The sequence below is a fragment of the Streptomyces griseus subsp. griseus genome (assembly GCF_003610995.1).
Classification (GTDB): Bacteria; Actinomycetota; Actinomycetes; order Streptomycetales; family Streptomycetaceae; genus Streptomyces.
The window spans coordinates 1,472,059-1,493,904 of record NZ_CP032543.1; the positions used below are offsets into that span (position 1 = coordinate 1,472,059).

At 73.0% G+C, this 21,846-nt stretch carries 18 protein-coding genes and 1 pseudogene; 8 read left to right on the plus strand and 11 right to left on the minus strand.

Annotated features, from left to right (window positions below):
• Positions 1 to 11 precede the first annotated feature (11 nt).
• Positions 12 to 944, plus strand: a complete 933-nt coding sequence (locus D6270_RS06855) for a pseudouridine-5'-phosphate glycosidase (protein ID WP_109166250.1) — start codon at positions 12 to 14, stop codon at positions 942 to 944.
• Complete coding sequence (locus D6270_RS06860; protein ID WP_109166249.1) at positions 941 to 1,858, plus strand: carbohydrate kinase family protein; 918 nt, start codon at positions 941 to 943, stop codon at positions 1,856 to 1,858. The genes D6270_RS06855 and D6270_RS06860 overlap by 4 nt, the downstream gene beginning before the upstream one ends.
• On the opposite strand, the gene D6270_RS06865 is transcribed toward D6270_RS06860, so the two are convergent.
• Together D6270_RS06865 and D6270_RS06870 are read right to left on the minus strand one after the other, a co-directional pair.
• Entirely contained in the window at positions 1,855 to 2,544 is a 690-nt protein-coding gene (locus D6270_RS06865) for a nucleoside/nucleotide kinase family protein (RefSeq protein ID WP_109166248.1), read from the minus strand. The two genes, D6270_RS06860 and D6270_RS06865, sit on opposite strands and share 4 nt — an antisense overlap.
• Positions 2,545 to 2,583: 39 nt before the next feature.
• Entirely contained in the window at positions 2,584 to 3,261 is a 678-nt protein-coding gene (locus tag D6270_RS06870) for a winged helix-turn-helix transcriptional regulator (protein ID WP_225976782.1), read from the minus strand.
• 86 nt (positions 3,262 to 3,347) lie between these two features.
• Here D6270_RS06870 and D6270_RS06875 point away from each other — a divergent pair, with 86 nt between their 5' ends.
• A complete protein-coding gene (locus tag D6270_RS06875; protein WP_109166246.1) occupies positions 3,348 to 4,559 on the plus strand; it encodes a pyridoxal phosphate-dependent aminotransferase in 1,212 nt (403 codons plus the stop codon).
• A gap of 524 nt (positions 4,560 to 5,083) precedes the next feature.
• Here D6270_RS06875 and D6270_RS06885 read toward each other — a convergent pair.
• The 3 genes from D6270_RS06885 to D6270_RS06895 form a co-directional block, all read right to left on the minus strand.
• Complete coding sequence (locus tag D6270_RS06885) at positions 5,084 to 5,815, minus strand: DUF7873 family protein (protein WP_109166245.1); 732 nt, start codon at positions 5,813 to 5,815, stop codon at positions 5,084 to 5,086.
• A gap of 79 nt (positions 5,816 to 5,894) precedes the next feature.
• On the minus strand, positions 5,895 to 7,250 hold the full coding sequence (locus tag D6270_RS06890) for an SWIM zinc finger family protein (RefSeq protein ID WP_109166244.1): 1,356 nt from the start codon (positions 7,248 to 7,250) through the stop codon (positions 5,895 to 5,897).
• Entirely contained in the window at positions 7,247 to 10,270 is a 3,024-nt protein-coding gene (locus D6270_RS06895; protein WP_204117150.1) for an SCO1167/SCO6262 family helicase, read from the minus strand. The genes D6270_RS06890 and D6270_RS06895 overlap by 4 nt, the downstream gene beginning before the upstream one ends.
• A 348-nt stretch (positions 10,271 to 10,618) precedes the next feature.
• On the opposite strand from D6270_RS06895, the gene D6270_RS06900 reads away from it, so the two are divergent.
• Positions 10,619 to 10,975 (plus strand): hypothetical protein, encoded by a 357-nt coding sequence (locus tag D6270_RS06900; protein ID WP_109166243.1) that lies wholly within the window; start codon positions 10,619 to 10,621, stop codon positions 10,973 to 10,975.
• 32 nt (positions 10,976 to 11,007) lie between these two features.
• Here the strand turns inward: D6270_RS06900 and D6270_RS06905 are convergent.
• Positions 11,008 to 11,704 (minus strand): annotated as a pseudogene (locus D6270_RS06905) (class I SAM-dependent methyltransferase).
• A gap of 56 nt (positions 11,705 to 11,760) precedes the next feature.
• On the opposite strand from D6270_RS06905, the gene D6270_RS06910 reads away from it, so the two are divergent.
• Entirely contained in the window at positions 11,761 to 12,093 is a 333-nt protein-coding gene (locus tag D6270_RS06910; RefSeq protein WP_109166242.1) for a DUF6343 family protein, read from the plus strand.
• 21 nt (positions 12,094 to 12,114) lie between these two features.
• On the opposite strand, the gene D6270_RS06915 is transcribed toward D6270_RS06910, so the two are convergent.
• The 3 genes from D6270_RS06915 to D6270_RS06925 form a co-directional block, all read right to left on the minus strand.
• Positions 12,115 to 12,483 carry a tetratricopeptide repeat protein gene (locus tag D6270_RS06915; RefSeq protein WP_109167563.1) on the minus strand — a complete coding sequence of 123 codons (369 nt, stop codon included), beginning with the start codon at positions 12,481 to 12,483 and terminating at the stop codon, positions 12,115 to 12,117.
• 66 nt (positions 12,484 to 12,549) lie between these two features.
• Positions 12,550 to 13,155, minus strand: coding sequence for a dephospho-CoA kinase (gene coaE / locus D6270_RS06920; protein ID WP_109166241.1), 606 nt, complete (start codon positions 13,153 to 13,155; stop codon positions 12,550 to 12,552).
• 58 nt (positions 13,156 to 13,213) lie between these two features.
• Positions 13,214 to 14,152, minus strand: coding sequence for a PAC2 family protein (locus tag D6270_RS06925; RefSeq protein WP_109166240.1), 939 nt, complete (start codon positions 14,150 to 14,152; stop codon positions 13,214 to 13,216).
• 238 nt (positions 14,153 to 14,390) lie between these two features.
• Between D6270_RS06925 and D6270_RS06930 the strand changes: the two genes are divergently transcribed.
• A complete protein-coding gene (locus D6270_RS06930; protein WP_109166239.1) occupies positions 14,391 to 15,350 on the plus strand; it encodes a right-handed parallel beta-helix repeat-containing protein in 960 nt (319 codons plus the stop codon).
• Between the two features lie 131 nt (positions 15,351 to 15,481).
• Here D6270_RS06930 and rpsA read toward each other — a convergent pair whose 3' ends face one another.
• Positions 15,482 to 16,993 carry a 30S ribosomal protein S1 gene (gene rpsA / locus D6270_RS06935; RefSeq protein WP_018512105.1) on the minus strand — a complete coding sequence of 504 codons (1,512 nt, stop codon included), beginning with the start codon at positions 16,991 to 16,993 and terminating at the stop codon, positions 15,482 to 15,484.
• Positions 16,994 to 17,430: 437 nt separating this feature from the next.
• Here rpsA and D6270_RS06940 point away from each other — a divergent pair, with 437 nt between their 5' ends.
• Together D6270_RS06940 and hrpB are read left to right on the plus strand one after the other, a co-directional pair.
• Complete coding sequence (locus D6270_RS06940; RefSeq protein ID WP_109166238.1) at positions 17,431 to 18,261, plus strand: class I SAM-dependent methyltransferase; 831 nt, start codon at positions 17,431 to 17,433, stop codon at positions 18,259 to 18,261.
• Positions 18,262 to 18,322: 61 nt separating this feature from the next.
• Complete coding sequence (gene hrpB / locus D6270_RS06945; RefSeq protein ID WP_109166237.1) at positions 18,323 to 20,875, plus strand: ATP-dependent helicase HrpB; 2,553 nt, start codon at positions 18,323 to 18,325, stop codon at positions 20,873 to 20,875.
• Here the strand turns inward: hrpB and D6270_RS06950 are convergent.
• The gene (locus D6270_RS06950; protein ID WP_109166236.1) at positions 20,853 to 21,824 is read right to left on the minus strand and encodes a cell envelope lipid trafficking protein PgfA; all 972 of its coding nucleotides are present in this window, start codon (positions 21,822 to 21,824) and stop codon (positions 20,853 to 20,855) included. The two genes, hrpB and D6270_RS06950, sit on opposite strands and share 23 nt — an antisense overlap.
• Positions 21,825 to 21,846: the final 22 nt, after the last annotated feature.

Here is a 21,846-nt window from a genome sequence, read left to right on the forward strand (position 1 = left end):
GGGATGGGGACATGCCACAGAACACCGACACCTCCTACGAGCCGGTCCTGTCGACCGAGGTACGCGCGGCCCTGACGGGCGGGGTGCCCGTCGTGGCCCTGGAGTCGACGATCATCGCGCACGGGCTGCCGCGCCCCCGCAACCTCCGGGTGGCCACCGAGCTGGAAGGGATCGTCCGGTCCGCCGGCGCGGTCCCGGCCACCATCGCCGTCCTGGACGGGCAGGCCCATGTGGGTCTGGAGAAGGACCAGTTGGAGCGGGTGGCCGGGGATCCGGCGGTCCGGAAGCTGGGCCACCGCGATCTCGCCCCCGCACTCGCGCTCGGGGCGAGCGGAGCGACGACGGTCTCCGCGACGGCGTTCCTGGCAGCGCGGGCGGGCCTCCGCTTCTTCGCCACCGGCGGGCTCGGCGGCGTACACCGGGAATGGGCCGACAGCCAGGACGAGTCGGCCGATCTGCGGCTGCTCGCCCGCACCGGGATCACGGTGGTCTGCGCGGGTGTGAAGTCGATCCTCGACGTCCCGGCGACCCTCCAGCGCCTGGAGACCCTGGGCGTGGGCATCCTCGGTTACGGCACCGACCGCTTCCCCGGCTTCTATCTGCACAGCTCCGGCCTGCCGGTCGACTGGACCGTGCACAGCCCGGAAGAGGTGGTGGAGGTGGTACGGGCGAAGGAGGCGCTGGGCGGCCCGGAGGCCGCACTGATCGTCGCCAACCCCGTACCGGAACAGGATCAGTTGGACCCGGCCCTGCACGACCGGGTGCTGGCGGAGGCCCTCGACGCCTGCCGGGAGCGCGGGATCACCGGGCAGGGCGTCACCCCGTTCCTGCTGGACCAGCTGATGCGGCGGACCGAGGGCGCGTCGCTGGAGGCGAACCTCGCGGCCGTACGCGGGAACGTGCGGCTCGCGGCCCGGATCGCCAAAGCGGCAGCCGCACGGTGAACGGCGCCGACCGGGCGGCCGGGCGCGGGCTCCTCGTGGTCGGGGACGTGGTCACCGATGTGGTGGCGCTCCACGGCTCCCCGCTCGTCCACGGCACGGACACCGCCGCCCGGATCCGCAGCGTGCCGGGCGGTGCGGGGGCCAACGTCGCTTGCTGGGCGGCGCGTTCGGGGTGCCGGGAGGCGGCGCTGCTGGCCCGGGCCGGGGCGGAGTCCGCCGCATGGCACCGGGACGCGCTGGAGCGGGCGGGGGTGCGGGCGCTGCTGGCGGTGGACGAGGAGGTGGCCACCGCGACCGTCATCTCCCTGGTGGACGCCGCCGCCGAGCGGACGTTCCTCACCGACAGCGGGGCCGCGCTGCGGCTGGCCACCGAGGACTTCGCGCCCTCGATGCTGGACGGCGTGGGGTGGCTGCACCTCTCCGGCTACCTCCTGTTCGCCGCGACCAGCCGCGCCACGGCCCGGCTCGCCCTGCGGACCGCCCGGGAACGCGGCATTCCGGTGAGCGTGGATCCGGCGTCGGCGGGGTTCCTGGCGGAGCTGGGGCCGAAGCGGTTCCTGGCGTACGCCGAGGGGGCCCGGCTGCTGCTGCCGAACGCGGACGAGGCGCGACTGCTGACGGGGTTGCGTGAACCGGCCGACGCGGCGGCCGAGTTGAGCCGGGCGTTCCCCCGGGTCGCCCTCACCCTCGGCGACCGGGGTGCACTGCTGGCCGCCGGAGGTGCGGTGACGGGCCGGGTCCGTGCCCGGCCGGTCCCGCACCCGGTCGACTCGACGGGCGCGGGCGACGCGTTCACCGGTGGGTACCTCGCGGCCCTGCTGGCCGGGGCGGACCACGAGGCCGCCGCCTCGGAGGGCTGCCGGACCGGGGCGGAGGCGGTGGCCACGGTGGGCGGCCGACCACCCCTCCCCTAGGGCCTGTCGTCGAGCTGCCGTCTGCCCCGCGACGCCCGGCCCCAGGAACCTCCCAGCCCCGACCACGCCGGATGCAGCGGGTCGTCCGCGCGCACGACCACGTCCGCCTGCCCGGCGGGCGCCGTCTCCTCCTCGTACCGGGCGAAAGCAGGCAGCGTCCACCGCTCCCCCTCCGGCGTGCGCCGTCGCAACGCGCCTTCCGAGAGCCGCACATGGACGCTCAGCGCGAACGGGAACCAGTGGCCCAGCAGCAGCGGCCCGTGCACGATGACCACCCCGCCCTCCGGCAGCGGGTGGTACGGAGTGCGCGTGGCCCGGTCGGTGACCGGGTCCCACAGGTCGGGCAGCACCCGCCCGCTACCGCCCGCCTCCAGCGGCCCGAACACCTCGCGCCAGAGCGCCCCCGTGTCGAACCAGCTGTCGGCGTACGAGTCCGGGTCCTCCTTCCCGTACTCGAAACGCAGGCTCGCCGGGCGCAGGAACCCCTCGGTGGAGACCACGAGCACCGACCGGCCGCGCAGCCTCAACTCATCGGCGAGGCGTTCGGCCAGGTCAGCGGTGCGGGCGGCCGGGGCGCCATCGATGCCGAGGGTGAGCCAGGGGGCCCCGTCGGCGGCGGTCAGGCCGTCGCTGTGCCGGGCCAGCTCGCCGGCCAGCCGTTCCCAGGTGATCGCTTCGAGTCGCACGCCTCCATCATCATCCATCCCGCCGGAGGCTCCCCCGCCTCACTCGCCCCGCAGCTCGGCGGCGAGCGGCCCTTCCCCCGACACCTCGATCCGCCCGTCCTTGACCGCCTCCGCGAGGGTGACATCGCCGCGCCCCAGCTCCAGGCAGAGTTCGGCGTCGAGAGTGATACGGGCGTCAGGCCGGGGCGCCGGGCCGAACCCGTACGGCTCACCCTCGGACCCCACCGCCGCGCCCCCTCCCGTACGGACATGGAACTCCCCCTCGTCCAGCCGCACTTCGAGGACGCCCTCGCGCGTCAGCCCCGTCAGCGCGCGCAGCAGCGGCAGGGCGAACCAGTGGGCGCGTACGGCGTCGGTGGGGCGGCGTTCGGTGAGCGCCGGGGCTCCCCACTCGGCGAGGGCGGTGAGGACCGGCAGCAGGCCGTGGCCGCGCTCGGTCAGCTCGTAGACCGAGGCGGCGGCGGGCGGCGGGAGTTTACGCCGTACGGCGAGGCCGCCCTGTTCCATGTCCTTGAGGCGGGAGGCCAGGACGTCGGTGGAGACGCCCGGCAGGTCGGCGTGGAGGTCGGTGTAGCGGCGGGGTCCGGCGAGCAGTTCGCGGACGATCAGCAGCGTCCACCGGTCGCCGACGGAGTCGAGGGCGCGGGCGGAGGCGCAGAACTGGTCGTAGCTCCGGCGTCTGACGGGGCGTGTGGCGGCGGGCTGCTGACGTGGCATGCGACGCAGTCTAGACATGTTGTTGGACTTTCCAAGCTCTCACTTGGTAAAACCAAGTATCGCAGTTCGGCTCGGGGAGGCACCGCATGGAGTTCCGGCAGTCCAGCAAGCTCAACGAGGTCTGTTACGAGATCCGGGGCCCGGTCATCGAGCACGCCAACGCCTTGGAGGAGGCGGGTCACAGCGTGCTGCGGCTCAACACCGGAAACCCTGCGCTCTTCGGCTTCGAGGCGCCGGAGGAGATCGTCCAGGACATGATCCGGATGCTGCCCCAGGCGCACGGCTACACCGATTCGCGCGGCATCCTCTCCGCGCGGCGGGCGGTGGCCCAGCGCTACCAGGCCATGGGGCTGACCGAGGTCGGCGTCGACGACATCTTCCTCGGCAACGGGGTCTCCGAGCTGATCTCCATGGCCGTGCAGGCGCTGCTGGAGGACGGCGACGAAGTGCTGATCCCGGCGCCCGACTTCCCCCTCTGGACGGCGGTGACCACGCTCGCGGGCGGCAAGGCCGTGCACTACATCTGCGACGAGGGCTCCGACTGGAACCCGGACCTCGCCGACATGGCCTCGAAGATCACCGACCGGACCAAGGCCGTCGTGATCATCAACCCGAACAACCCCACCGGCGCGGTCTATCCGCGCGAGATCCTGGAGGGCATCCTCGATCTCGCGCGCCGGCACGGGCTGATGGTCTTCGCCGACGAGATCTACGACCAGATCCTGTACGACGGGGCCGAGCACCACAGCGCCGCCGTCCTCGCCCCGGACCTGGTCTGCCTCACCTTCAGCGGGCTCTCGAAGACCTACCGGGTGGCCGGGTTCCGCTCCGGCTGGATGGTGGTCTCCGGTCCGCGGCAGCACGCCCGCAACTATCTGGAGGGCCTCACCATGCTGGCCTCCATGCGGCTGTGCCCCAACGCCCCCGCCCAGTACGCCATCCAGGCCGCGCTGGGCGGCCGGCAGTCCATCCGGGAGCTGGTGGCGCCGGGCGGCAGGCTGCACGAGCAGCGGGACCGGGCCTGGGAGCGGCTGAACGAGATCCCCGGGGTCTCGTGCGTGAAGCCGAAGGGCGCGCTGTACGCGTTCCCGCGCATCGATCCGAAGGTCCACCCGATCGTCGACGACGAGAAGTTCGTACTCGACCTGCTGTTGCGGGAGAAGATCCAGGTGGTGCAGGGCACGGGCTTCAGCTGGCCGCGCCCGGACCACTTCCGCATCCTGACCCTCCCGTACGCCGACGACCTCGACGCGGCGATCAGCCGCATCGGCCGCTTCCTGAACGGATACCGCCAGTGACCACAACCCGTCGGGGACGGATGCCGGGACGCGCGCGGCCGTCCTGCCACTGACGGAGTTCGAGCGCTTCTTCGCGGGGCGGGGCGTCTCGCTGGCCTGATGTACCGGCCCGCCGGTCCCGGAGACGGGAGCGGGCCCGGAGGCGTAGCCGGCCTCCGGGCCCTGGGAGTGCCACCCATCTCGCACGCCGGCACGTTTAAGGGTCCGGGTCAGTCATGATGTCGTCGCGTCCTGCCTTTGGACCACCGCAGATCGGAGCTCTGCGGGCCGGAGTTGAACCGGCATCTCGACGCGCGCGGGCCCGGGCCCGTTCGATCCGGCGATCGGCGGCGAATGCTGAGTCTGGAGCAAGAGTCTGAGATTGACGGCGGTCTGCCTCTGCCTGCTTGGGCTACTCCGGCCCGTGCCGGAGGGAGGAGTCGAACCTCCACTGGAACCGCGCCTTCACGACAAGCTTCAGTTTCAGCCTGCGCTCCTCGCGCACCCCGGTCACCGTCATCGGCGGCCGGGGAATCCATGGTCGGTCACCCGAAGAGGTAACCGAATACCGCATCACCCACCCGCTGGTCGGTGACCTCGGCGCCGTTGGCCTCCTCGCGGGCGAACTTCACGGCCTGCTGGAGCTTCTCGACCCGGTCCAGCAGCTCGTTGACGCGCCGCGCGGGCAGCGCACCGGAGAACTTGACCGTCGTCCAGTACCCGATCGGGATGTCCTCGTAGTACACCTCGACCTGCGCCGGGTGCTTCTCGGTGGCCTCCGCCTTCACGTGGTTGCGGGGCACCTTCTTCGTACGGAGGGTGCGGACCGGCTCGGTCTTCCAGGAGTCGGTGGACGGGTCCTGCACCCAGGCCTCGGCGGCGTCCAGCACCGGCAGCTTGCGGATGAACGTGTTGAGGTCGGTCAGCTGCTTCTCCAGGAAGAGCAGGTACGACACCGGCACCTCGGCCACCAGCACCCGGCCGTCGACCTTCACATCGGCCCGGGCCGAGCAGTTCGCCCAGTCCTTCGTGGCGGTCACATCGAAGAGCCGGGTGAGCGTGGTCGCGGTGTCCCGCAGCACGTCCTCGGCCTTGACCTGGACCAGCGTCGACTCGGGCGGAAGCTGCTCGCCCTCCTCGTCCTTGGGCTGGTAGGTCCGGGAGATACCGGCCAGCAGTCCGGCCTTCTGGAGGCCGTGGTGTGCTGCCGTCAGGTCCTGGTGCGCCTTGGACTTGACGCCTTTCTCCACTGCGATGATCTGATTGAGTTTCGCCACGTCGAGGACGCTAACAGCGTCAACTGCGCTGTGGCCAAGGGTTTTACCGTACGCAGGTGTCACCGGGCGTCTCCGGATCTCACCGGACGTACGAAGGGTCGGTGTCGTCGGGGGCCGCCGGGTCCGTGTCACCGGCCAGCAGGGCTTCGAGCGCGGCGACCGGGTCCGGGTCCGGGGTGGCGCGGGGCCACCAGTCGTCGGCGCCGGGGTCGGACTCGTAGCCGTACCAGCGGGCGTCGTGGCCGAAGCGGAGCTGGAGCGTGCCCGCCGGGTGGGTGAGGTGGTTGCGCCGGGGTGTGAAGCGCGGGAAGTCGGCGGCGGCCAGCAGGGGCCTGGCCCGGTCGAAGGGTCCGGCCGGGGGGTCCCAGGGCGTCTCCAGGACCGTGAGCCCCTCGGCGCCGCCCTGCCGCCAGGCGGCCACCGCGCGGGCCAGGTCGGTGGTGTTGCGGCCGGTGGCATGGGCGAGCTCCCGGTAGAGCGCGCGGGTGGTGGCGGTGAGCCCGGCGGTCGGGCGTGAGGCGGCGATCCGGACGGCGTCCTGCCAGGGGGTGAGCCCGGCGAGCGGATCGCGGCCCGTCGTCAGCAGGGCGTGGGCGCGGGCGGCGGCGTCGGCGGCGAGGTGGTCCAGGCCCAGCGGATCGCGCGCACCCGGCAGGTCCGGGTAGGACGGCGGCTGCCCCGGATACGGCGGTACGGGGAGGGGGGCCGGGAGCGGCGGAAGGTACCGGTCCGCCAGGGCTTCCGCCGCCGGGACCGAGGGGACAGCGGGGACGGCGGGGCGCTCGCGGGCGGTGTGGACGGCGTTGCGGCGGCCCAGCTCGTCCAGCAGCTCGCGCTCGCCCCGGCCCCGCATCAGCAGCAGGACGAACGGGTCGCTGTCCAGCAGTCGTGCGGTCTGGTAACAGAGGGCGGCGACATGCTTGCAGGGCCGGCCGTGGTCGGGGCACGTGCAGCTCGGGTCCAGGTCGTCGCCGCCGGGCAGCAGCCGGACGTCGGCCTCCCGCGCGGTGTCGGCCAGGGAGTGCGGCATCTCCTTGGCCAGCAGCGCGGAGAGGTGGCCGGGGTGGGCGGCGACCGCGTCGAGGAGGGTGTCCCAGCCGGTGTCGGTGAAGGTGCGCAGGCGCAGTTCGGCGCGGTAGGGGCGGGCGCGGCTGCCGTGCACATAGGCGACGACGCGGCCGGGGGTGACGGTGATCGCGGCGACCTTGCCCTCGTCGGCGTACGCGCGGCCGCGGGCGAGCCGGGCCCCGTCCATCGACAGGGACTCCAGCGCCGCCACCCAGGCACGGCCCCACCAGCTGTCGGCGAACGGCTCGCCCTCCTGGGAGGTGCGGGCGGGCACCGCTTCGAAGGTGCGGCGCAGGTCGTCGGGGCCGGGCCGGGCGCGGGGGGCCGGTCTCCGGGCGGCCGGTCCGGTGGTGGGGCGCGGGCTCATGCGGGCCTCCGCAGCGAGACGAGGTCGGCGAGATCGCGGTCGCTCAGCTCGGTCAGGGCGGTCTCACCGGTGGAGAGAACCGCGTCGGCCAGGGCGCGCTTGGACTCCAGCAGCTCGGCGATCCGGTCCTCCACCGTGCCCTCGGCGATGAGGCGGTGGACCTGCACGGGCTGGGTCTGGCCGATGCGGTACGCCCGGTCGGTGGCCTGCTCCTCCACGGCCGGGTTCCACCAGCGGTCGTAGTGGATGACATGGGCGGCCCGGGTGAGGTTGAGCCCGGTCCCGGCGGCCTTGAGGGAGAGCAGGAAGACGGGGACCTCGGCGGACTGGAAGCGGTCCACCATCCGTTCCCGCTCGGCCACCGGCGTACCGCCGTGCAGGAGTTGGGACGGGATCGCGCGGGAGGCGAGGTGCGCGGAGAGGAGCTTGGCCAGGGTCACGTACTGCGTGAAGATCAGGACCGAGCTGTCCTCGGAGAGGATCGTGTCGAGGAGCTCGTCCAGCAGGGCGAGCTTGCCGGAGCGGCCGGTGAGCCGGGTGGGCTCCTCCTTCAGATACTGCGCCGGGTGGTTGCAGATCTGCTTGAGCGCGGCCAGCAGCTTCATGACCAGGCCCCGGCGGGCGATGCCCTCGGCCGCCTCGATCTGCGCCATCGTCTCGCGCACGGCCGCCTCGTAGAGCGTCGCCTGCTCCCGGGTGAGGGAGACGGGGTGGTCGGTCTCCGTCTTGGGCGGCAGCTCGGGGGCGATGCCGGGGTCGGACTTCTTTCGGCGGAGCAGGAAGGGGCGGACCAGCCGGGCGAGCCGCTCCACGGCCTCCTCGTTGCCCAGGCCCGCGGCCGTGCCGGTGTTCTCCACGATCCGGGCGTGCCGGGCCCGGAACGCCTTGAGCGGGCCGAGCAGTCCGGGCGTCGTCCAGTCGAGGAGGGCCCAGAGCTCGGAGAGGTTGTTCTCCACGGGGGTGCCGGTCAGGGCGACCCTGGCCGGGGCGGGGATGGTGCGCAGGGCCTTCGCCGTGGAGGAGTGCGGGTTCTTGACGTGCTGGGCCTCGTCGGCGACGACGAGACCCCAGGTGTGCGCGGCGAGTCGGGGTGCGCTGGAGCGCATCGTGCCGTACGTGGTGAGGACGAAGCCGCCGTCCGGCTCGCCCAGGGTCCGGTCGGTGCCGTGGAAGCGGCGGACCGGGACGCCGGGGGCGAAGCGGTTGATCTCCCGGTGCCAGTTGCCGAGAAGGGAGGCGGGGCAGACGACCAGCGTGGGGGCCCGCTGCGCGCGGTGCAGGTGGAGGGCGATGAGGGTGATCGTCTTGCCGAGTCCCATGTCGTCGGCGAGGCAGCCGCCGAGCCCGAGCGAGGTCATCCGGTCCAGCCAGGCCAGGCCGCGCAGTTGGTAGTCGCGCAGGGTGGCGTCGAGGCCGGGCGGCGGTGCGATGGTGGTGGTGTCGGCGAGGATCCGCGTACGGAGCGCGGCGAGGGCTCCGGCGGGGACGGCCTCGACCCGCTCCCCGTCCACCTCGGCGCTCCCGGTGAGGGCGACGGCCAGCGCGTCCACCGGGTCCAGCAGCCCCAGCTCCCGCTTGCGCGCCTTCCGTACGAGGGCGGGGTCGACGACCACCCACTGGTCGCGCAGCCGCACCACCGGGCGGTGGGCCTCGGCGAGGGTGTCCATCTCGGCCTCGGTCAGCCGCTCGTCGCCCAGCGACACCTGCCAGTCGAAGGCGAAGAGCTGCTCGGCGTCGAAGAACGAGGTGCCGTCGGTGGCCGATCCGGGCGCGGGCCGCACGACGGCGGCGGCGGTGAGCGAACGGGCCAGCTCGCGCGGCCAGTGCACGTCGACCCCGGCCCCCGCCAGCCGGGCTCCCGCGTCGCTCAGCAGCTCGTACAGCTCGTCCTCGGTGATCGCGAGCACATCGGGGACGGGCTGGTCCAGCAGCCGTTCCAGCGGGGCCCAGACCCGGGCGGCCCGGCGCAGCGCCAGCACCGCGTCGACCCGGGCGCGCGGCCCGAACGGCTCGCCCGCCGTGCCGTGCCAGAGGGCCGCCGCGTCGACCACGTACGTCGGGTCGGCGAGGCTGTGCACCTGGACGACGGCCGCGGCGGCGGGGCGGACCGCCGGGTCGTCCGGGTGGGCCGCGCGCTCCGCACCGTCGTGGTCGGCGTCCTCCCCGGCGGCCGTGACGGCGTAGGTGTCGGCGGTGTCGAACAGCTCGTAGGCGGAGAGGTCGAGGCGGAGCGAGACCCGCACGCCCGCGTCCAGTCCCGAGGCCACCTCGACGGCCCACGCCGCCGCGTGGGGCAGGTGCTGCGGCTCCCGGGCGGCGAAGGGCGCGCCCATCGCGAAGGCGGCGGCGGGGGTGCGCGGGAGGGTGTCGGCGACGGCGTCCAGGAAGGACCCGATCAGCGCCTCCGGGTCGGGGAGCCGGAGCGGGTGCGGATCCGGGAGCGGTGTCGCGTACCCCTCGAAGGGCATCGCGGCGGCGGTGGCCCGCAGATGCGCGACGTCCTCGGCGTCCCGGGGGCCCGCCCGCCAGGCGTCGTGGCCGCCCGCCGTGAGTCCGGGCAGCAGCCTGCCGCGCGCGACCAGGTGGAGCGCGTGCAGCGCGGCCACGCCCCAGCAGCGGGTGGCGGGGTGGGCGGACGCCTGGTGCCGGGCGCGGACGAGGACGGGGAGCGCGTCGGCGAGGGAGAGCAGTGCGGCGGGGACCTGGGCGCTCCGGATTCCGAGGGCCGCGGCTCCGTCCCGCCGGACGACGCTGAGCTGGGACGCGCTGTACGGCACGGTGCCGGCCGGGGCCCGGTCGTCGGCGTACCCGTCGTCCGCGTAGGTGAAGGAAGATCCGTCCCCCGTGGCCGCGCCGGCGCCCGCGTGCGGATCCCAGAAGGCGATACGGCCTTCGCGCGGGACCGGGCCCGGCAGGAAGACCGCCGCACAGCGCAGCAGGCGGCCGACGTCAGCCGTGTGCGAGGCGCCACCGCGCGGGTCGTGTGCGTCCTGGGCTGCTCGTGCCGCTCGTGCTGCCATTCCGGCCACCCCCTCCCACCTGTCTCACCGATCCGATCAGCACGGTTCATGCTGACTCTGCGAGTCTAGGCGGGAGGTCTGACAACCCTTCCCCCGGTCGCGTCACCGCAGCTCAGAGCGGTATGCGGGGCGCTCGGGGCCGGTCCGGCACCGGTTACGCCCGGTGACGGGCAGCAGGCGGCTGGGCGTTCCGCTCCTCGCCCGGTCGGCCGCGCACGACGTGCCGGGGCGGTGGGGAGCGGGCAGGGTGGCCAGCGCCAGCACGTCTCCCCCGGCGCCCCGACGAGGGCCGGGAGACGTACCGATGAGAGCCGGACGAGCACCGGACGAGCAGACGAGGACCCGCCCATGTCCGTGACCGCGCCCGATCCCCGCCGCCGACGCCGTCTCGGCGCCGTCGCCGCCGCCTCGCTCCTCGCCCTCACCGCCTCGGGCTGCTCCGGCCTCGGCCGTACCGCCGTGGGCCCGGTGACGTACCAGACCGACCGTGAGGCGGTGGTGCAGGTGAACAGCCCGTCGGTACGCGGCTGCCACCGGCTGGCCCCAGCCGGGGCCCGCGAGGTCGAGAACGGCACGCTGGTCGACATCGTCCTCTACCCCACCCGGGACTGCTCCGGCCGGGGGACGGCCTACATCGCGACCCGGTTCACCGACGTGGCCGCCGAGAGCGGCCCGCCGTGGCGCAGCTACACCTTCGTGCACTGAGCGAGCCGAGACAGCGGCGGCTCGTACGCCGGTCAGGGCGCGGGGCGGGCCAGCAGCCAGGTGCCGTCGTCGGTGAGCGTGCGGTCCACCGCCAGCCCCGCCGCCGCCAGGTGCCCGGCGAGCCGCTCCTCGGACAGCTCCCGCGACCGGAACGTCTGCGTCCACCGGGCGTCACCGAAGTCGTACTCCGCGCGCACCGAGCGCACCCCGTCCCCCACCGGCTCCGCCGAGACGATACGGATGCGGCAGCCCGACGCGTCGACCCGCTCCCACGGCAGCCCGGAGCGGTGGGCGACGCCCTCGCGCTGGATGAGGACGATCCCGTCGTCCTCCACCTGTCTGCGGCAGACCCGGAGCATGCCGTCCCGCACCCGGTCCTCGCCGGCGTGGACCAGGAACGAGCCGAGCAGCACGATGTCGAAGCGCTCGGCGCCGAGATCCAGCGTCTCGATGGGGCTGCGGACCGTGCGCGCCGACGATCCGCTCCAGCATCTCGGCCGACTCGTCCACCGCCGTCACGGCGAAGCCCCGGTCGACGAGCGGATGCGTCACCCGGCCCGCCCCGCAGCCCAGTTCGAGAATGCTCGCTCCGGCGGGGGCCACCGACGCGATCACATCGGGCTCCTCGCCGACGGACAGCCGCCGGTAGAGCTCCACGGCGCACCCGTCCGGGGTGATGGCTCCCGGGCCCGTCCCCGCGTACCCCTCGCGTACCAGTGATTCACCCATGAACGACCAACGAGCCGCCTTCCGGTCGCAGTTCCCGCGACGGCCCTCACGGGTACATGCTGGAGGGTGAGGTGATCGTCATGCGTACCGGCAGTGAGCCCACGACCGCCCGCAGTCCGCTGCGGATGCGGCTCTGGCTGAGCCTGTGGGGGACCTTCTGGGCGCTCTTCGGCCTGGTGGTGTTCTCGCTGGTGGGGCGGCCGGGGTGGGCGGTGGCCTGCGCGGTGCTCCTGGCCCTCACGCTCCTGGACCTCTGCCTGGTCACGTACCGGATGCGCCAGGGTACGCGCTTCCAGCCGGGCCGGGACGTGCCGCCGTACGAACCCGGCCGGGGCGGGCGCCCCCGGTGGCGCGGGCCGGACCCGCGGGACCGTACGAAACCGCCGTGAGGGGCCGGAGGCCTCCGGCGGTCAGTCCCCGGCGTCGAACTTGGCCGCCTTCAGGTACTCCGGCTTCGGGTCCAGCGCCGCCGCGAGCCGGAAGTGGCGCATGGCCTGTTCCGGGCGGCCCGCCCGCTCGAAGGTGCGGGCCAGGGCGTAGTGGGCGAACGCGTTGTCCGGCTCACGCTCCAGCACCAGCTCGAACTCCAGCTCCGCCGGGCGCAGTTGGGCGGAGGCGAAGAAGGCGCGGGCCCGCAGCAGCCGGGCGGCGGTGTTCTCCGGGTGGGCGGCGATCACCGAGTCGAGGAGTTTGACCGCGCCCCGGGGGTCCCGGGCGTCCAGCAGTTGCTCGGCCGCACGGAAGTCGATGACATGGGTTTCCGGGTTGCTCTCGGGCACGGTCACATCCTTCCCTTCGGTCCCGCGTTTCCAACGTCCACCTCCGGACGGGTATTCCGGCGCGGTTCAGCGGGTGGCCGCCGCCCTGCGCAGCAGCTCCTCCCACACCCCGCGGACCTGCGGTTCCAGCGCCTCCAGCGGCCCGTCGTTGTCCACGGTCAGATCGGCGACGGCGAGGCGCTCCTCGCGGGTGGCCTGGGCGGCCATCCTGGCGCGGGCGTCGGCCTCGGTCATGCCACGGGCGTTCACCAGCCGGTGGAGCTGGGTGCGGGGGGACGCGTCCACGACGACGACCAGGTCGTAGAAGGGGGCGAGAGCGTTCTCGGCCAGCAGCGGTACGTCGTGGACGACGACGGCGTCCGCACCCGCCTCCCGCTCCAGCTCGGCGGCGCGGGCGCCGACCAGAGGGTGGACGATCGCGTTGAGCGCGGCACGGCGGTCCGGGTCGGCGAAGACGATCGCGCCGAGCGCCGGGCGGTCCAGGGTGCCGTCGGCCGCGAGGACGTCCCGCCCGAACTCCTCGACGACGGCGGCCAGCCCGGGGGTGCCGGGCTCCACGACTTCGCGCGCGATCCGGTCGGAGTCGATCAGCACGGCACCGTACGCGACGAGTCGCCGCGACACTTCGCTCTTGCCGGCGCCGATCCCGCCGGTCAGGCCTACTTTCAGCATGGGCGGCAGCCTACGGGGCGGGCCGGGGGGCCCGGCGGTCACCCTCCCGGTCAGCGGCTCAGCCGTCGCCCTCCCGCTCGGCGAGGAAGCGCTCGAACTCGCGGCCGATCTCGTCGGCGGACGGCAGGTCGGCCGGTTCGGCGACGAGGTTGCCCCGGGTCTCGGAGCCGGCGACCGCGTCGTACTGGTGCTCAAGGCCCTCGACGAGCGAGACCAGCTCCTCGTCGCCCTGGCCGATCTGCCGGTCGATCTCGGTCTGGGTGCGGTGCGCCTCGGTGCGCAGGGAGTGCGCGAGGGCGGGCAGGACCAGGCCGGTCGCGGCGGTGATCGCCTCCAGCGCGGTGAGGGCCGCGTCCGGGTAGGCGGACCGGGCGACGTAGTGCGGGACGTGGGTGGCGACCCCGAGGACGTCGTGGCCGGACTCCATCAGCCGGTACTCGACGAGGGACTCCGCCGAGCCGGGGACCTGGGCCTCGTCGAAGGGGCTGCGGTGGCCCGGCATCAGGTCGGTGCGGTTGCCGTGCGGGGTGATGCCGACGGGGCGGGTGTGCGGGACGCCCATGGGGATGCCGTGGAAGTTGACCGTGAGGCGGACGCCGAGGCGCTCGACGATCTGCTCCACGGCGGCGGCGAACCGCTCCCACTCCACGTCCGGCTCCGGGCCCGACAGCAGCAGGAAGGGCGCTCCGGTGGCGTCCTGGACGACCCGGACCTCCAGGGTCGGGGCCTCGAAGGACGTCCAGCGGTCACGCCGGAAGGTCAGCAGGGGGCGCCGGGCGCGGTAGTCGACGAGCCGGTCGTGGTCGAAGCGGGCGACGACCTGGTGGGGCAGCGTTTCGAGCAGGCCGTCGACGATCTGCTCGCCGGTCTCGCCCGCGTCGATGTATCCGTCGAAGTGGTAGAGCATGACCAGGCCGGCCGACTCCTGGGCCAGCGCCATGTCGACGACGGCCAGCCCCTTCGGCTCCCATTCGTACAAACTCTGCGGATCAGGCACGGTTACCGCTCCTCCTCGTGTTCCCTGGCAAGAACGCGGCCGGCTCCATGAGCATTCCCCGCGACCGCACTTTCCGGCAACGGGGCCTCACGGCAGGCCAGTTATTGGTCCAGACCTTGACGTGCCCGACGGCCGTCCCTACCGTCACTGGGCAACACGTTCAGGGATGCATCCCCCATTCACGTACGGGAATGTGCGGGGAGCGCCCCTGCCCCCTCCGACGGGAAGGCCTCCCCCCATGCGTCCCCGCACGCCCCTCACCGCCCTGTTCGCCGCCGTCCTCGCCACCGGCGGTCTCGCCCTGACCGCGGCTCCCGCCAACGCGGCGGCCGTGATCGACGTGTCCACCGCCGCCCAGCTGAAGTCGGCGCTGACCACGGTCTCCCCCGGCGACACGATCCGGCTCGCCGACGGGACGTACACCGGGAACTTCAAGGCGACCCGGCCCGGCACCTCCGGCGCCCGGATCACCCTCACCGGCTCCAGCAGAGCCGTCCTGACGGCGGGTGGCGGGTACGGGCTGCACCTGAACGGCGCCTCGTACTGGACCGTTCAGGGCGTCACGGTCAAGGGCGGCCAGAAGGGCATCGTGGCCGACACGGCGAACGGCGTCGTCATCGACTCGGTGACCGTCCACAACCTCGACATGGAGGGCGTCCACTTCCGCACGTCCTCGCGCGACGGCGTACTGAAGAACTCCCGCATCTACGACACCGGGCAGAACGGGCGCGGCATGGGCGAGGGCGTGTACGTCGGCACGGCGAACGACCTCTCCGACCGCAGCGACAACGCGCAGATCCTCAACAACACGATCGGCCCCGATGTGCGCGGCGAGAACGTCGACATCAAGGAAGGCACCACCGGCGCCAGGATCATCGGCAACACCTTCGACGGCAACGGGCTCACCGGCGCCAACTACGACGACTCCTGGGTCGACGTGAAGGGCAACGACGTTCTGGTGGAGGGCAACCGAGGCTCCCGCACCACCAACAACGGCTACGAGACCCACACCCAGCAGAGCGGCTGGGGCTGCGGCACGGTCTTCCGGAACAACACCTCGAACCTGTCCGGCGCCACCGGCGACCGGCAACTCGCCGTCAACGTCACCAACAACAGCACCACCTGCCGCACCACGGTGTACGCGAGCAACACCGTCACCGGAGGGAGAGGGCTGACCAACATCACCGTGACGCCCTGATCCGTACCCGGACACGTGACGCCCTGATCAGCGCCCGGCTACGCGCGTGAGGCCCGCCCCCCGAAGGGGACGGGCCTCACTCAGTGCTCTACAGCTTCACCGCAGCCGATGAGCCGTCGGGGTCCGGAGCGTCAGCTCTGGCCACCCGCCAGCTTCTCGCGCAGGGCGGCGAGGGCCTCGTCCGACGCCAGGGCGCCGGAGTTGTCCGCCGACTCCGAGGAGTACGAACCGCCACCGGAGCCACCCGAGGCGGCCGGAGCGGCGCCGGCCGGGGCGGCAGCACCCTCGGCAGCGGCGGCCTCGTCGGCCTCGCGGGACTTGATGACCTGGGCCTGGTGCTGCTCGAAGCGCTGCTGCGCCTCGGCGTACTGGGTCTCCCAGACCTCGCGCTGCGCCTCGAAGCCCTCGAGCCAGTCGTTGGTCTCGGGGTCGAAGCCCTCGGGGTAGATGTAGTTGCCCTGGTCGTCGTACGACGCGGCCATGCCGTACAGCGTCGGGTCGAACTCGACCGAGGCCGGGTCGCCACCGAAGGACTCGTTGGCCTGCTTCAGCGAGAGGCTGATGCGGCGGCGCTCGAGGTCGATGTCGATGACCTTGACGAAGATCTCGTCGTTGACCTGGACGACCTGCTCCGGGATCTCCACGTGGCGCTCGGCCAGCTCGGAGATGTGGACCAGACCCTCGATGCCCTCGTCGACGCGGACGAACGCACCGAACGGAACGAGCTTCGTGACCTTACCCGGGACGACCTGACCGATCTGGTGCGTCCGGGCGAACTGCTGCCACGGGTCTTCCTGCGTCGCCTTGAGCGACAGGGAGACGCGCTCGCGGTCCATGTCGACGTCGAGGACCTCGACGGTGACTTCCTGGCCGACCTCGACAACCTCGGAGGGGTGGTCGATGTGCTTCCAGGAGAGCTCGGAGACGTGCACGAGACCGTCGACGCCACCCAGGTCCACGAAGGCACCGAAGTTGACGATCGAGGAGACGACGCCGGAGCGGACCTGACCCTTCTGGAGGGTGGTGAGGAACGTCTGGCGAACCTCGGACTGGGTCTGCTCGAGCCAGGCACGGCGGGACAGGACCACGTTGTTGCGGTTCTTGTCCAGCTCGATGATCTTCGCCTCGAGCTCCTTGCCGACGTAGGGCTGGAGGTCGCGGACACGACGCATCTCGACGAGCGACGCCGGGAGGAAGCCACGGAGGCCGATGTCGAGGATGAGACCACCCTTGACGACCTCGATGACGGTACCGGTGACGATGCCGTCCTCTTCCTTGATCTTCTCGATGGTGCCCCAGGCACGCTCGTACTGAGCGCGCTTCTTCGAGAGGATCAGGCGGCCTTCCTTGTCCTCCTTCTGGAGAACCAGGGCCTCGATCTCGTCGCCGACCTTGACGACCTCGTTGGGGTCGACGTCGTGCTTGATCGAGAGCTCGCGGCTCGGGATGACACCTTCGGTCTTGTAACCGATGTCGAGGAGAACCTCGTCGCGGTCGACCTTGACGATGACACCGTCAACGATGTCGCCGTCGTTGAAGTACTTGATCGTCTCGTCGATCGCCGCGAGGAACGCGTCCGCGTCGCCGATGTCGTTGACCGCAACCTGCGGCGTGGTGGCGGTGGTCTCGGTGCTGCTCGTCATGTGGGAAAGGGCTCCGGTACGGACAGAGAGTCGTAGGTACTGCTACGCCGAAAGCCCGTATCGCCTCTGCAGAAGCCGGACAGCCTGGAAAGCACGCAATCCGTTTCCGGAGAGACGCTCTCGACAACCGAGGGGACATGCAACAGACGCGAGCGCGGCCTGCTAGGTCTGAGGCGCGCAGGCTCGCAGCGCAACTTGTAGCATACGGGGGCAGCCCGACAGGGTCAATGCGCGCAGGCACGGACCGGGGACGCGACGGCCCCTCAACGGCCCTGTACCGGAGCAACTCCTGTTCTCCGAGGCGCGTTCGGGCCGATTCGACCCGGACACAATACGGCAGTGCGGCAAGGCGTCGCACACACGCGTCCGTCTCCCGGCACCTACCCCTGGTACGTACCGCGCGCGGCGAGTGAAGGCAAACTACAACGACGGGCACGATGAGCCAAGAGATCCACGGGACCTACACAGAGGAACCCGCAGAACCCGAAGCCACCCGCCGGGTGGCGGACGAGGCCGAGAGCAGCCGGGCCAACCGCGGATGGTGGGACCGGAACGCCGACGAGTACCAGAGCGACCACGGCTCCTTCCTGGGGGACGACCGCTTCGTCTGGGGTCCGGAAGGGCTGGACGAGGCGGAGGCCGCGCTGCTGGGGCCCGCCGCCTCCCTCAAGGGCCTCGACGTCCTGGAGATCGGCGCCGGGGCAGCGCAGTGCTCGCGCTGGCTGGCCGGGCAGGGCGCCCGCCCGGTGGCCCTCGACCTCTCCCACCGCCAGCTCCAGCACGCCCTGCGCATCGGCGAGGGGATCCCGCTCGTCGAGGCGGACGCGGGCCGGCTGCCGTTCCGGGACGGCTCCTTCGACCTGGCCTGTTCCGCGTACGGGGCGGTGCCCTTCGTCGCCGACCCCGTACAGGTCTTCCGCGAGGTGCGCCGGGTGCTGCGGCCGGGCGGGCGCTGGGTCTTCTCCGTGACGCACCCGATCCGCTGGGCGTTCCCGGACGAGCCTGGGCCCGAGGGCCTCTCCGTCGCCGCCTCCTACTTCGACCGCGTCCCCTATGTGGAACAGGACGAGCGGGGCAACGCCGTCTATGTGGAACACCACCGCACCCTCGGCGACCGGGTGCGGGACGTGGTGGCAGGCGGGTTCCGGCTGGTCGACCTCGTCGAACCGGAATGGCCCGCCTGGAACGACCAGGAGTGGGGCGGCTGGTCCCCGCTGCGCGGCAACCTGATCCCGGGGACGGCGATCTTCGTGTGCGAGCGGGGCTGACGGCTTCCTGGGGTCGGAGCTGACGTCTTCCCGAAGGCCGACCGCGTACGACACTGGGACCGTGATCCGCACCGAAGCCCTGGACCGTCTGCCCGTCCGCACCGCCGTCCCCGCGCTCCGGCGCGCGCTGGACGACCGTGGCGTCGCCGTCCTCTGCGCCCCGCCCGGCACCGGCAAGACGACCCTCGTGCCGCTCGTCCTGGCCGGGCTGACCGGGGACGGGCCGGTGCGCCGGGTCGTGGTGGCCGAGCCGCGCCGGATCGCCGCACGGGCGGCGGCGCGGCGGATGGCCTGGCTGCTGGGCGAGCGGCCGGGCGGCCGGGTCGGCTTCACCGTGCGCGGGGAGCGCGTGGTCGGGCGGGACACGGCGGTGGAGGTCGTGACCACCGGGGTGCTGCTCCAGCGGCTCCAGCGCGACCAGGAGCTGGCCGGGGTCGATGTGGTGATCATCGACGAGTGCCACGAACGTCACCTGGACGCGGACACGGTGGCCGCCTTCCTCCTGGACGTACGCGAGGCGATCCGGCCCGATCTGCGGCTGGTGGCCGCGTCCGCGACGACGGACGCGGAGGGGTGGGCTCGGCTGCTGGGCGACGCACCGGTCGTCGAGGCCGAGGGGGTCTCGTACCCGGTGGAGGTCGTCTGGTCGCCGCCCGCGCGGCCCGTGAAGCCGCCGCACGGGATGCGGGTGGACCCTGCCCTGCTGACGCACGTGGCCGCGACCGTGCGGCGGGCGCTCGCGGAGCGGGAGGGGGACGTGCTCTGCTTCCTGCCCGGTGTCGGGGAGATCGCGCGGGTGGCCGGGCAGCTCGCCGGGGTGGGCGCGGAGGTGCTCCAGGTCCATGGGCGGGCCCCGGCCGCCGTGCAGGACGCGGTGCTCGCCGGGTCGTCCGGTGGGCGGCGGGTGGTCCTGGCGACCTCGGTGGCGGAGTCCTCGCTGACAGTGCCGGGTGTGCGGGTCGTCGTCGACTCGGGCCTCGCCCGGGAGCCCCGTACCGACCACGCCCGGGGGCTGAGCGCCCTGACCACCGTACGGGCCTCGCAGGCGGCCGGCCGGCAGCGTGCGGGCCGGGCCGGGCGGGAGGCGCCGGGGGCGGTGTACCGGTGCTGGGAGCAGGCCGAGGACGGGCGGCTCGCGCGCTTCCCCGCCCCCGAGATCAAGGTGGCCGACCTCGCGGCTTTCGCGCTCCAGGCGGCGTGCTGGGGCGACCCGGACGCCGCCTCGCTCGCCCTGCTGGACCCGCCGCCCGCCGGGGCGATGGGCGCCGCCCGGGAGGTGCTGGAGGCGATCGGCGCGGTGGACGGGTCCGGCCGGGTCACCGACCGGGGCGTACGGATGTCCCGGCTCGGGCTGCACCCCCGGCTGGCGCGCGCGTTGCTGGACGGCGCCTCGGAGGCCGGGGCGCGGCGGGCTGCGGAGGTGGTGGCGCTGCTGAGCGAGGAGCCGCCGAGGGAGTACGGGGACGATCTCGCGGCAGCGCTGCGGACCGCCCGCCGGGGGCAGGACGCGTACGCGGGGCGGTGGAAGCAGGAGGTGCGGCGGCTGTCGTCGTCGGTGGGCCCGGATTCCGGGGGCGCGCCCTCGGGAACCGGCGGCTCCGGTTCCAGGCTCACCGCCGGCGGTGGCTCCGATGACGCCGTCGTCGGGCTCGTCGCCGCGCTGGCCTTCCCGGAGCGGGTGGCGCGGGCCCGGGGCGACGGGGCGTTCCTCATGGTGTCGGGGACGGGCGCGGAGCTGCGGGACGGGTCGCGGCTGCGCAGCGCGCCCTGGCTGGCCGTCGCCGTCGCGGACCGGCCCTCCCACGCGGCCTCGGCCCGGGTGCGGCTGGCGGCGGTGGTCGACGAGCCCACCGCCCTCCTGGCCGCCGGGCACCTGCGGGTGCGGGGCGAGGAGGTCCGCTGGGTGGGCGGTGAGGTGGTGGCCCGGTCGGTGGACCGGGTGGGGGCGGTGGAGCTGGCGGTACGCCCGCTGAAGCAGCCGGATCCGGAGCTGGTGCGCGGGGCGCTGGTGGAGGGGCTGCGGCGCGAGGGGCTCGGGCTGCTGCGGTGGAGCCGGGACAGTGAGCAGTTCCGGCTGCGGCTGGCGTTCCTGCACCGGGTGGCGGGCACGCCGTGGCCGGATGTGTCGGACGGGGCTCTGCTCGCGGACCCGGGCGCGTGGCTGGAGCCGGAGCTGTCGCGGGCGCGGCGCCGCTCCGATCTGGGCCGGATCGACGCGGGCCAGGCGCTGCGCCGGCTGCTGCCGTGGGCGACGGGCGAGGCCGTCCGGCTGGACGAGCTGGCGCCGGAGCGGATCGAGGTGCCGAGCGGCTCCCGTATCCGGGTCGACTACGGCGGCGAGCAGCCCGTACTGGCGGTGAAGCTCCAGGAGTTGTTCGGGCTGGCCGAGACGCCCCGGGTGGCCGGGGTGCCGGTCCTGGTCCACCTGCTCTCCCCCGCCGGCCGCCCCGCCGCCGTCACGGCCGACCTGGCCTCGTTCTGGCAGGACGGCTACAAGGCCGTACGGGCGGAGCTGCGCGGCCGCTACCCGAAGCATCCCTGGCCGGAGGACCCCGCGACCGTACGGGCGACGCGGTACACCTCGGCCAGGCTCAAGCGGCAGAGCTCTCCGTAGCCGCCGGCCGCCGCGACCGCGCCTCCAGCCACAGCGCGAGCGCAAGCAGGCCGATGCCCAGCCCCAGGAAGCCCCAGGGCAGGTACGAGGTGAGCAGGAGGACCAGGACGCGCTGGGACTTCACCAGGTCGACGGTGTCCACGATGTAGTCCTCGCGCATCTTCACGTGGCCGGAGAAGGCGGTGACGGTGTCCTCGGACATGCCCATCTTCCTGGCGTCGCGCAGCTCCTCCTCGTGGATCTCCTCGCCGTTGACCGGGGCTCCGGTGACGGGTTCGACCCAGAACATGCGCTTGGTGGTGTACCAGCGGGTCATGCCGGTCTGCGCGATCTGCTCGGGGGTGATGCCCTCGATGGGCATCTTCTTCGGCATCGGGACCTTGGTCCACGGGACCGTCTGCTCGAAGTAGTAGACCTCCAGGCCGCGGAAGGTGCGGGTGCCCCGGTAGTGGATGGGGGCGGTGGTGCGGGTCTGGGCGTCGAAGTAGGCGTAGTCCCGTCTCTCCGTGAGGAAGGGCCACTTGAACTCGATGCCCTCGCGGCGGACCGGGTCGCCGTCGACCATCTCACCGGTGGCGTTGACGGGGGCCTGGGTGTGGGCGTCGAAGATGTAGCGCTCGGGGATCTCGGAGACCGTCTTGCCGTCGGGGCCCTCCACGTAGGAGAGCGCGTCCCAGACGACGACGTCCCGCCCGGCGCTGCGTTCGATCTTCTCGGACTCCTCCACGTTGCCCTTGAGGGTCTGGACGATGGTGACCTTCTCGACCTCCTTCGCCTTGAGGGTCGTGTAGTCGAGGAGGGTGGCGGGCTCCGCCTCCAGGACGACCTCCTGGTACTGGTTCGGCGGGACCTTGGCCAGGCGGGGGAAGGCGTACCAGCGCAGCAGCGGGGACAGGGCGGCGAAGAAGACGGCGAAGGCGAGGAGGACGAGACCGGCTCGGCGGCGCATGGTGGTGGACCTCTCCCTTGCT

What these genes read in the sequence shown, in the direction of transcription:
- D6270_RS06855 (WP_109166250.1), top strand. Translation starts at nt 12, where the DNA reads ATGCCACAGAACACCGACACCTCCTACGAGCCGGTCCTGTCGACCGAG.
- D6270_RS06870 (WP_225976782.1), bottom strand. Translation starts at nt 3,261, where the DNA reads ATGCCACGTCAGCAGCCCGCCGCCACACGCCCCGTCAGACGCCGGAGC.
- D6270_RS06875 (WP_109166246.1), top strand. Translation starts at nt 3,348, where the DNA reads ATGGAGTTCCGGCAGTCCAGCAAGCTCAACGAGGTCTGTTACGAGATC.
- D6270_RS06890 (WP_109166244.1), bottom strand. Translation starts at nt 7,250, where the DNA reads ATGAGCCCGCGCCCCACCACCGGACCGGCCGCCCGGAGACCGGCCCCC.
- D6270_RS06895 (WP_204117150.1), bottom strand. Translation starts at nt 10,270, where the DNA reads ATGGCAGCACGAGCGGCACGAGCAGCCCAGGACGCACACGACCCGCGC.
- D6270_RS06900 (WP_109166243.1), top strand. Translation starts at nt 10,619, where the DNA reads ATGTCCGTGACCGCGCCCGATCCCCGCCGCCGACGCCGTCTCGGCGCC.
- D6270_RS06910 (WP_109166242.1), top strand. Translation starts at nt 11,761, where the DNA reads ATGCTGGAGGGTGAGGTGATCGTCATGCGTACCGGCAGTGAGCCCACG.
- coaE (WP_109166241.1), bottom strand. Translation starts at nt 13,155, where the DNA reads ATGCTGAAAGTAGGCCTGACCGGCGGGATCGGCGCCGGCAAGAGCGAA.
- D6270_RS06930 (WP_109166239.1), top strand. Translation starts at nt 14,391, where the DNA reads ATGCGTCCCCGCACGCCCCTCACCGCCCTGTTCGCCGCCGTCCTCGCC.
- rpsA (WP_018512105.1), bottom strand. Translation starts at nt 16,993, where the DNA reads ATGACGAGCAGCACCGAGACCACCGCCACCACGCCGCAGGTTGCGGTC.
- D6270_RS06940 (WP_109166238.1), top strand. Translation starts at nt 17,431, where the DNA reads ATGAGCCAAGAGATCCACGGGACCTACACAGAGGAACCCGCAGAACCC.
- D6270_RS06950 (WP_109166236.1), bottom strand. Translation starts at nt 21,824, where the DNA reads ATGCGCCGCCGAGCCGGTCTCGTCCTCCTCGCCTTCGCCGTCTTCTTC.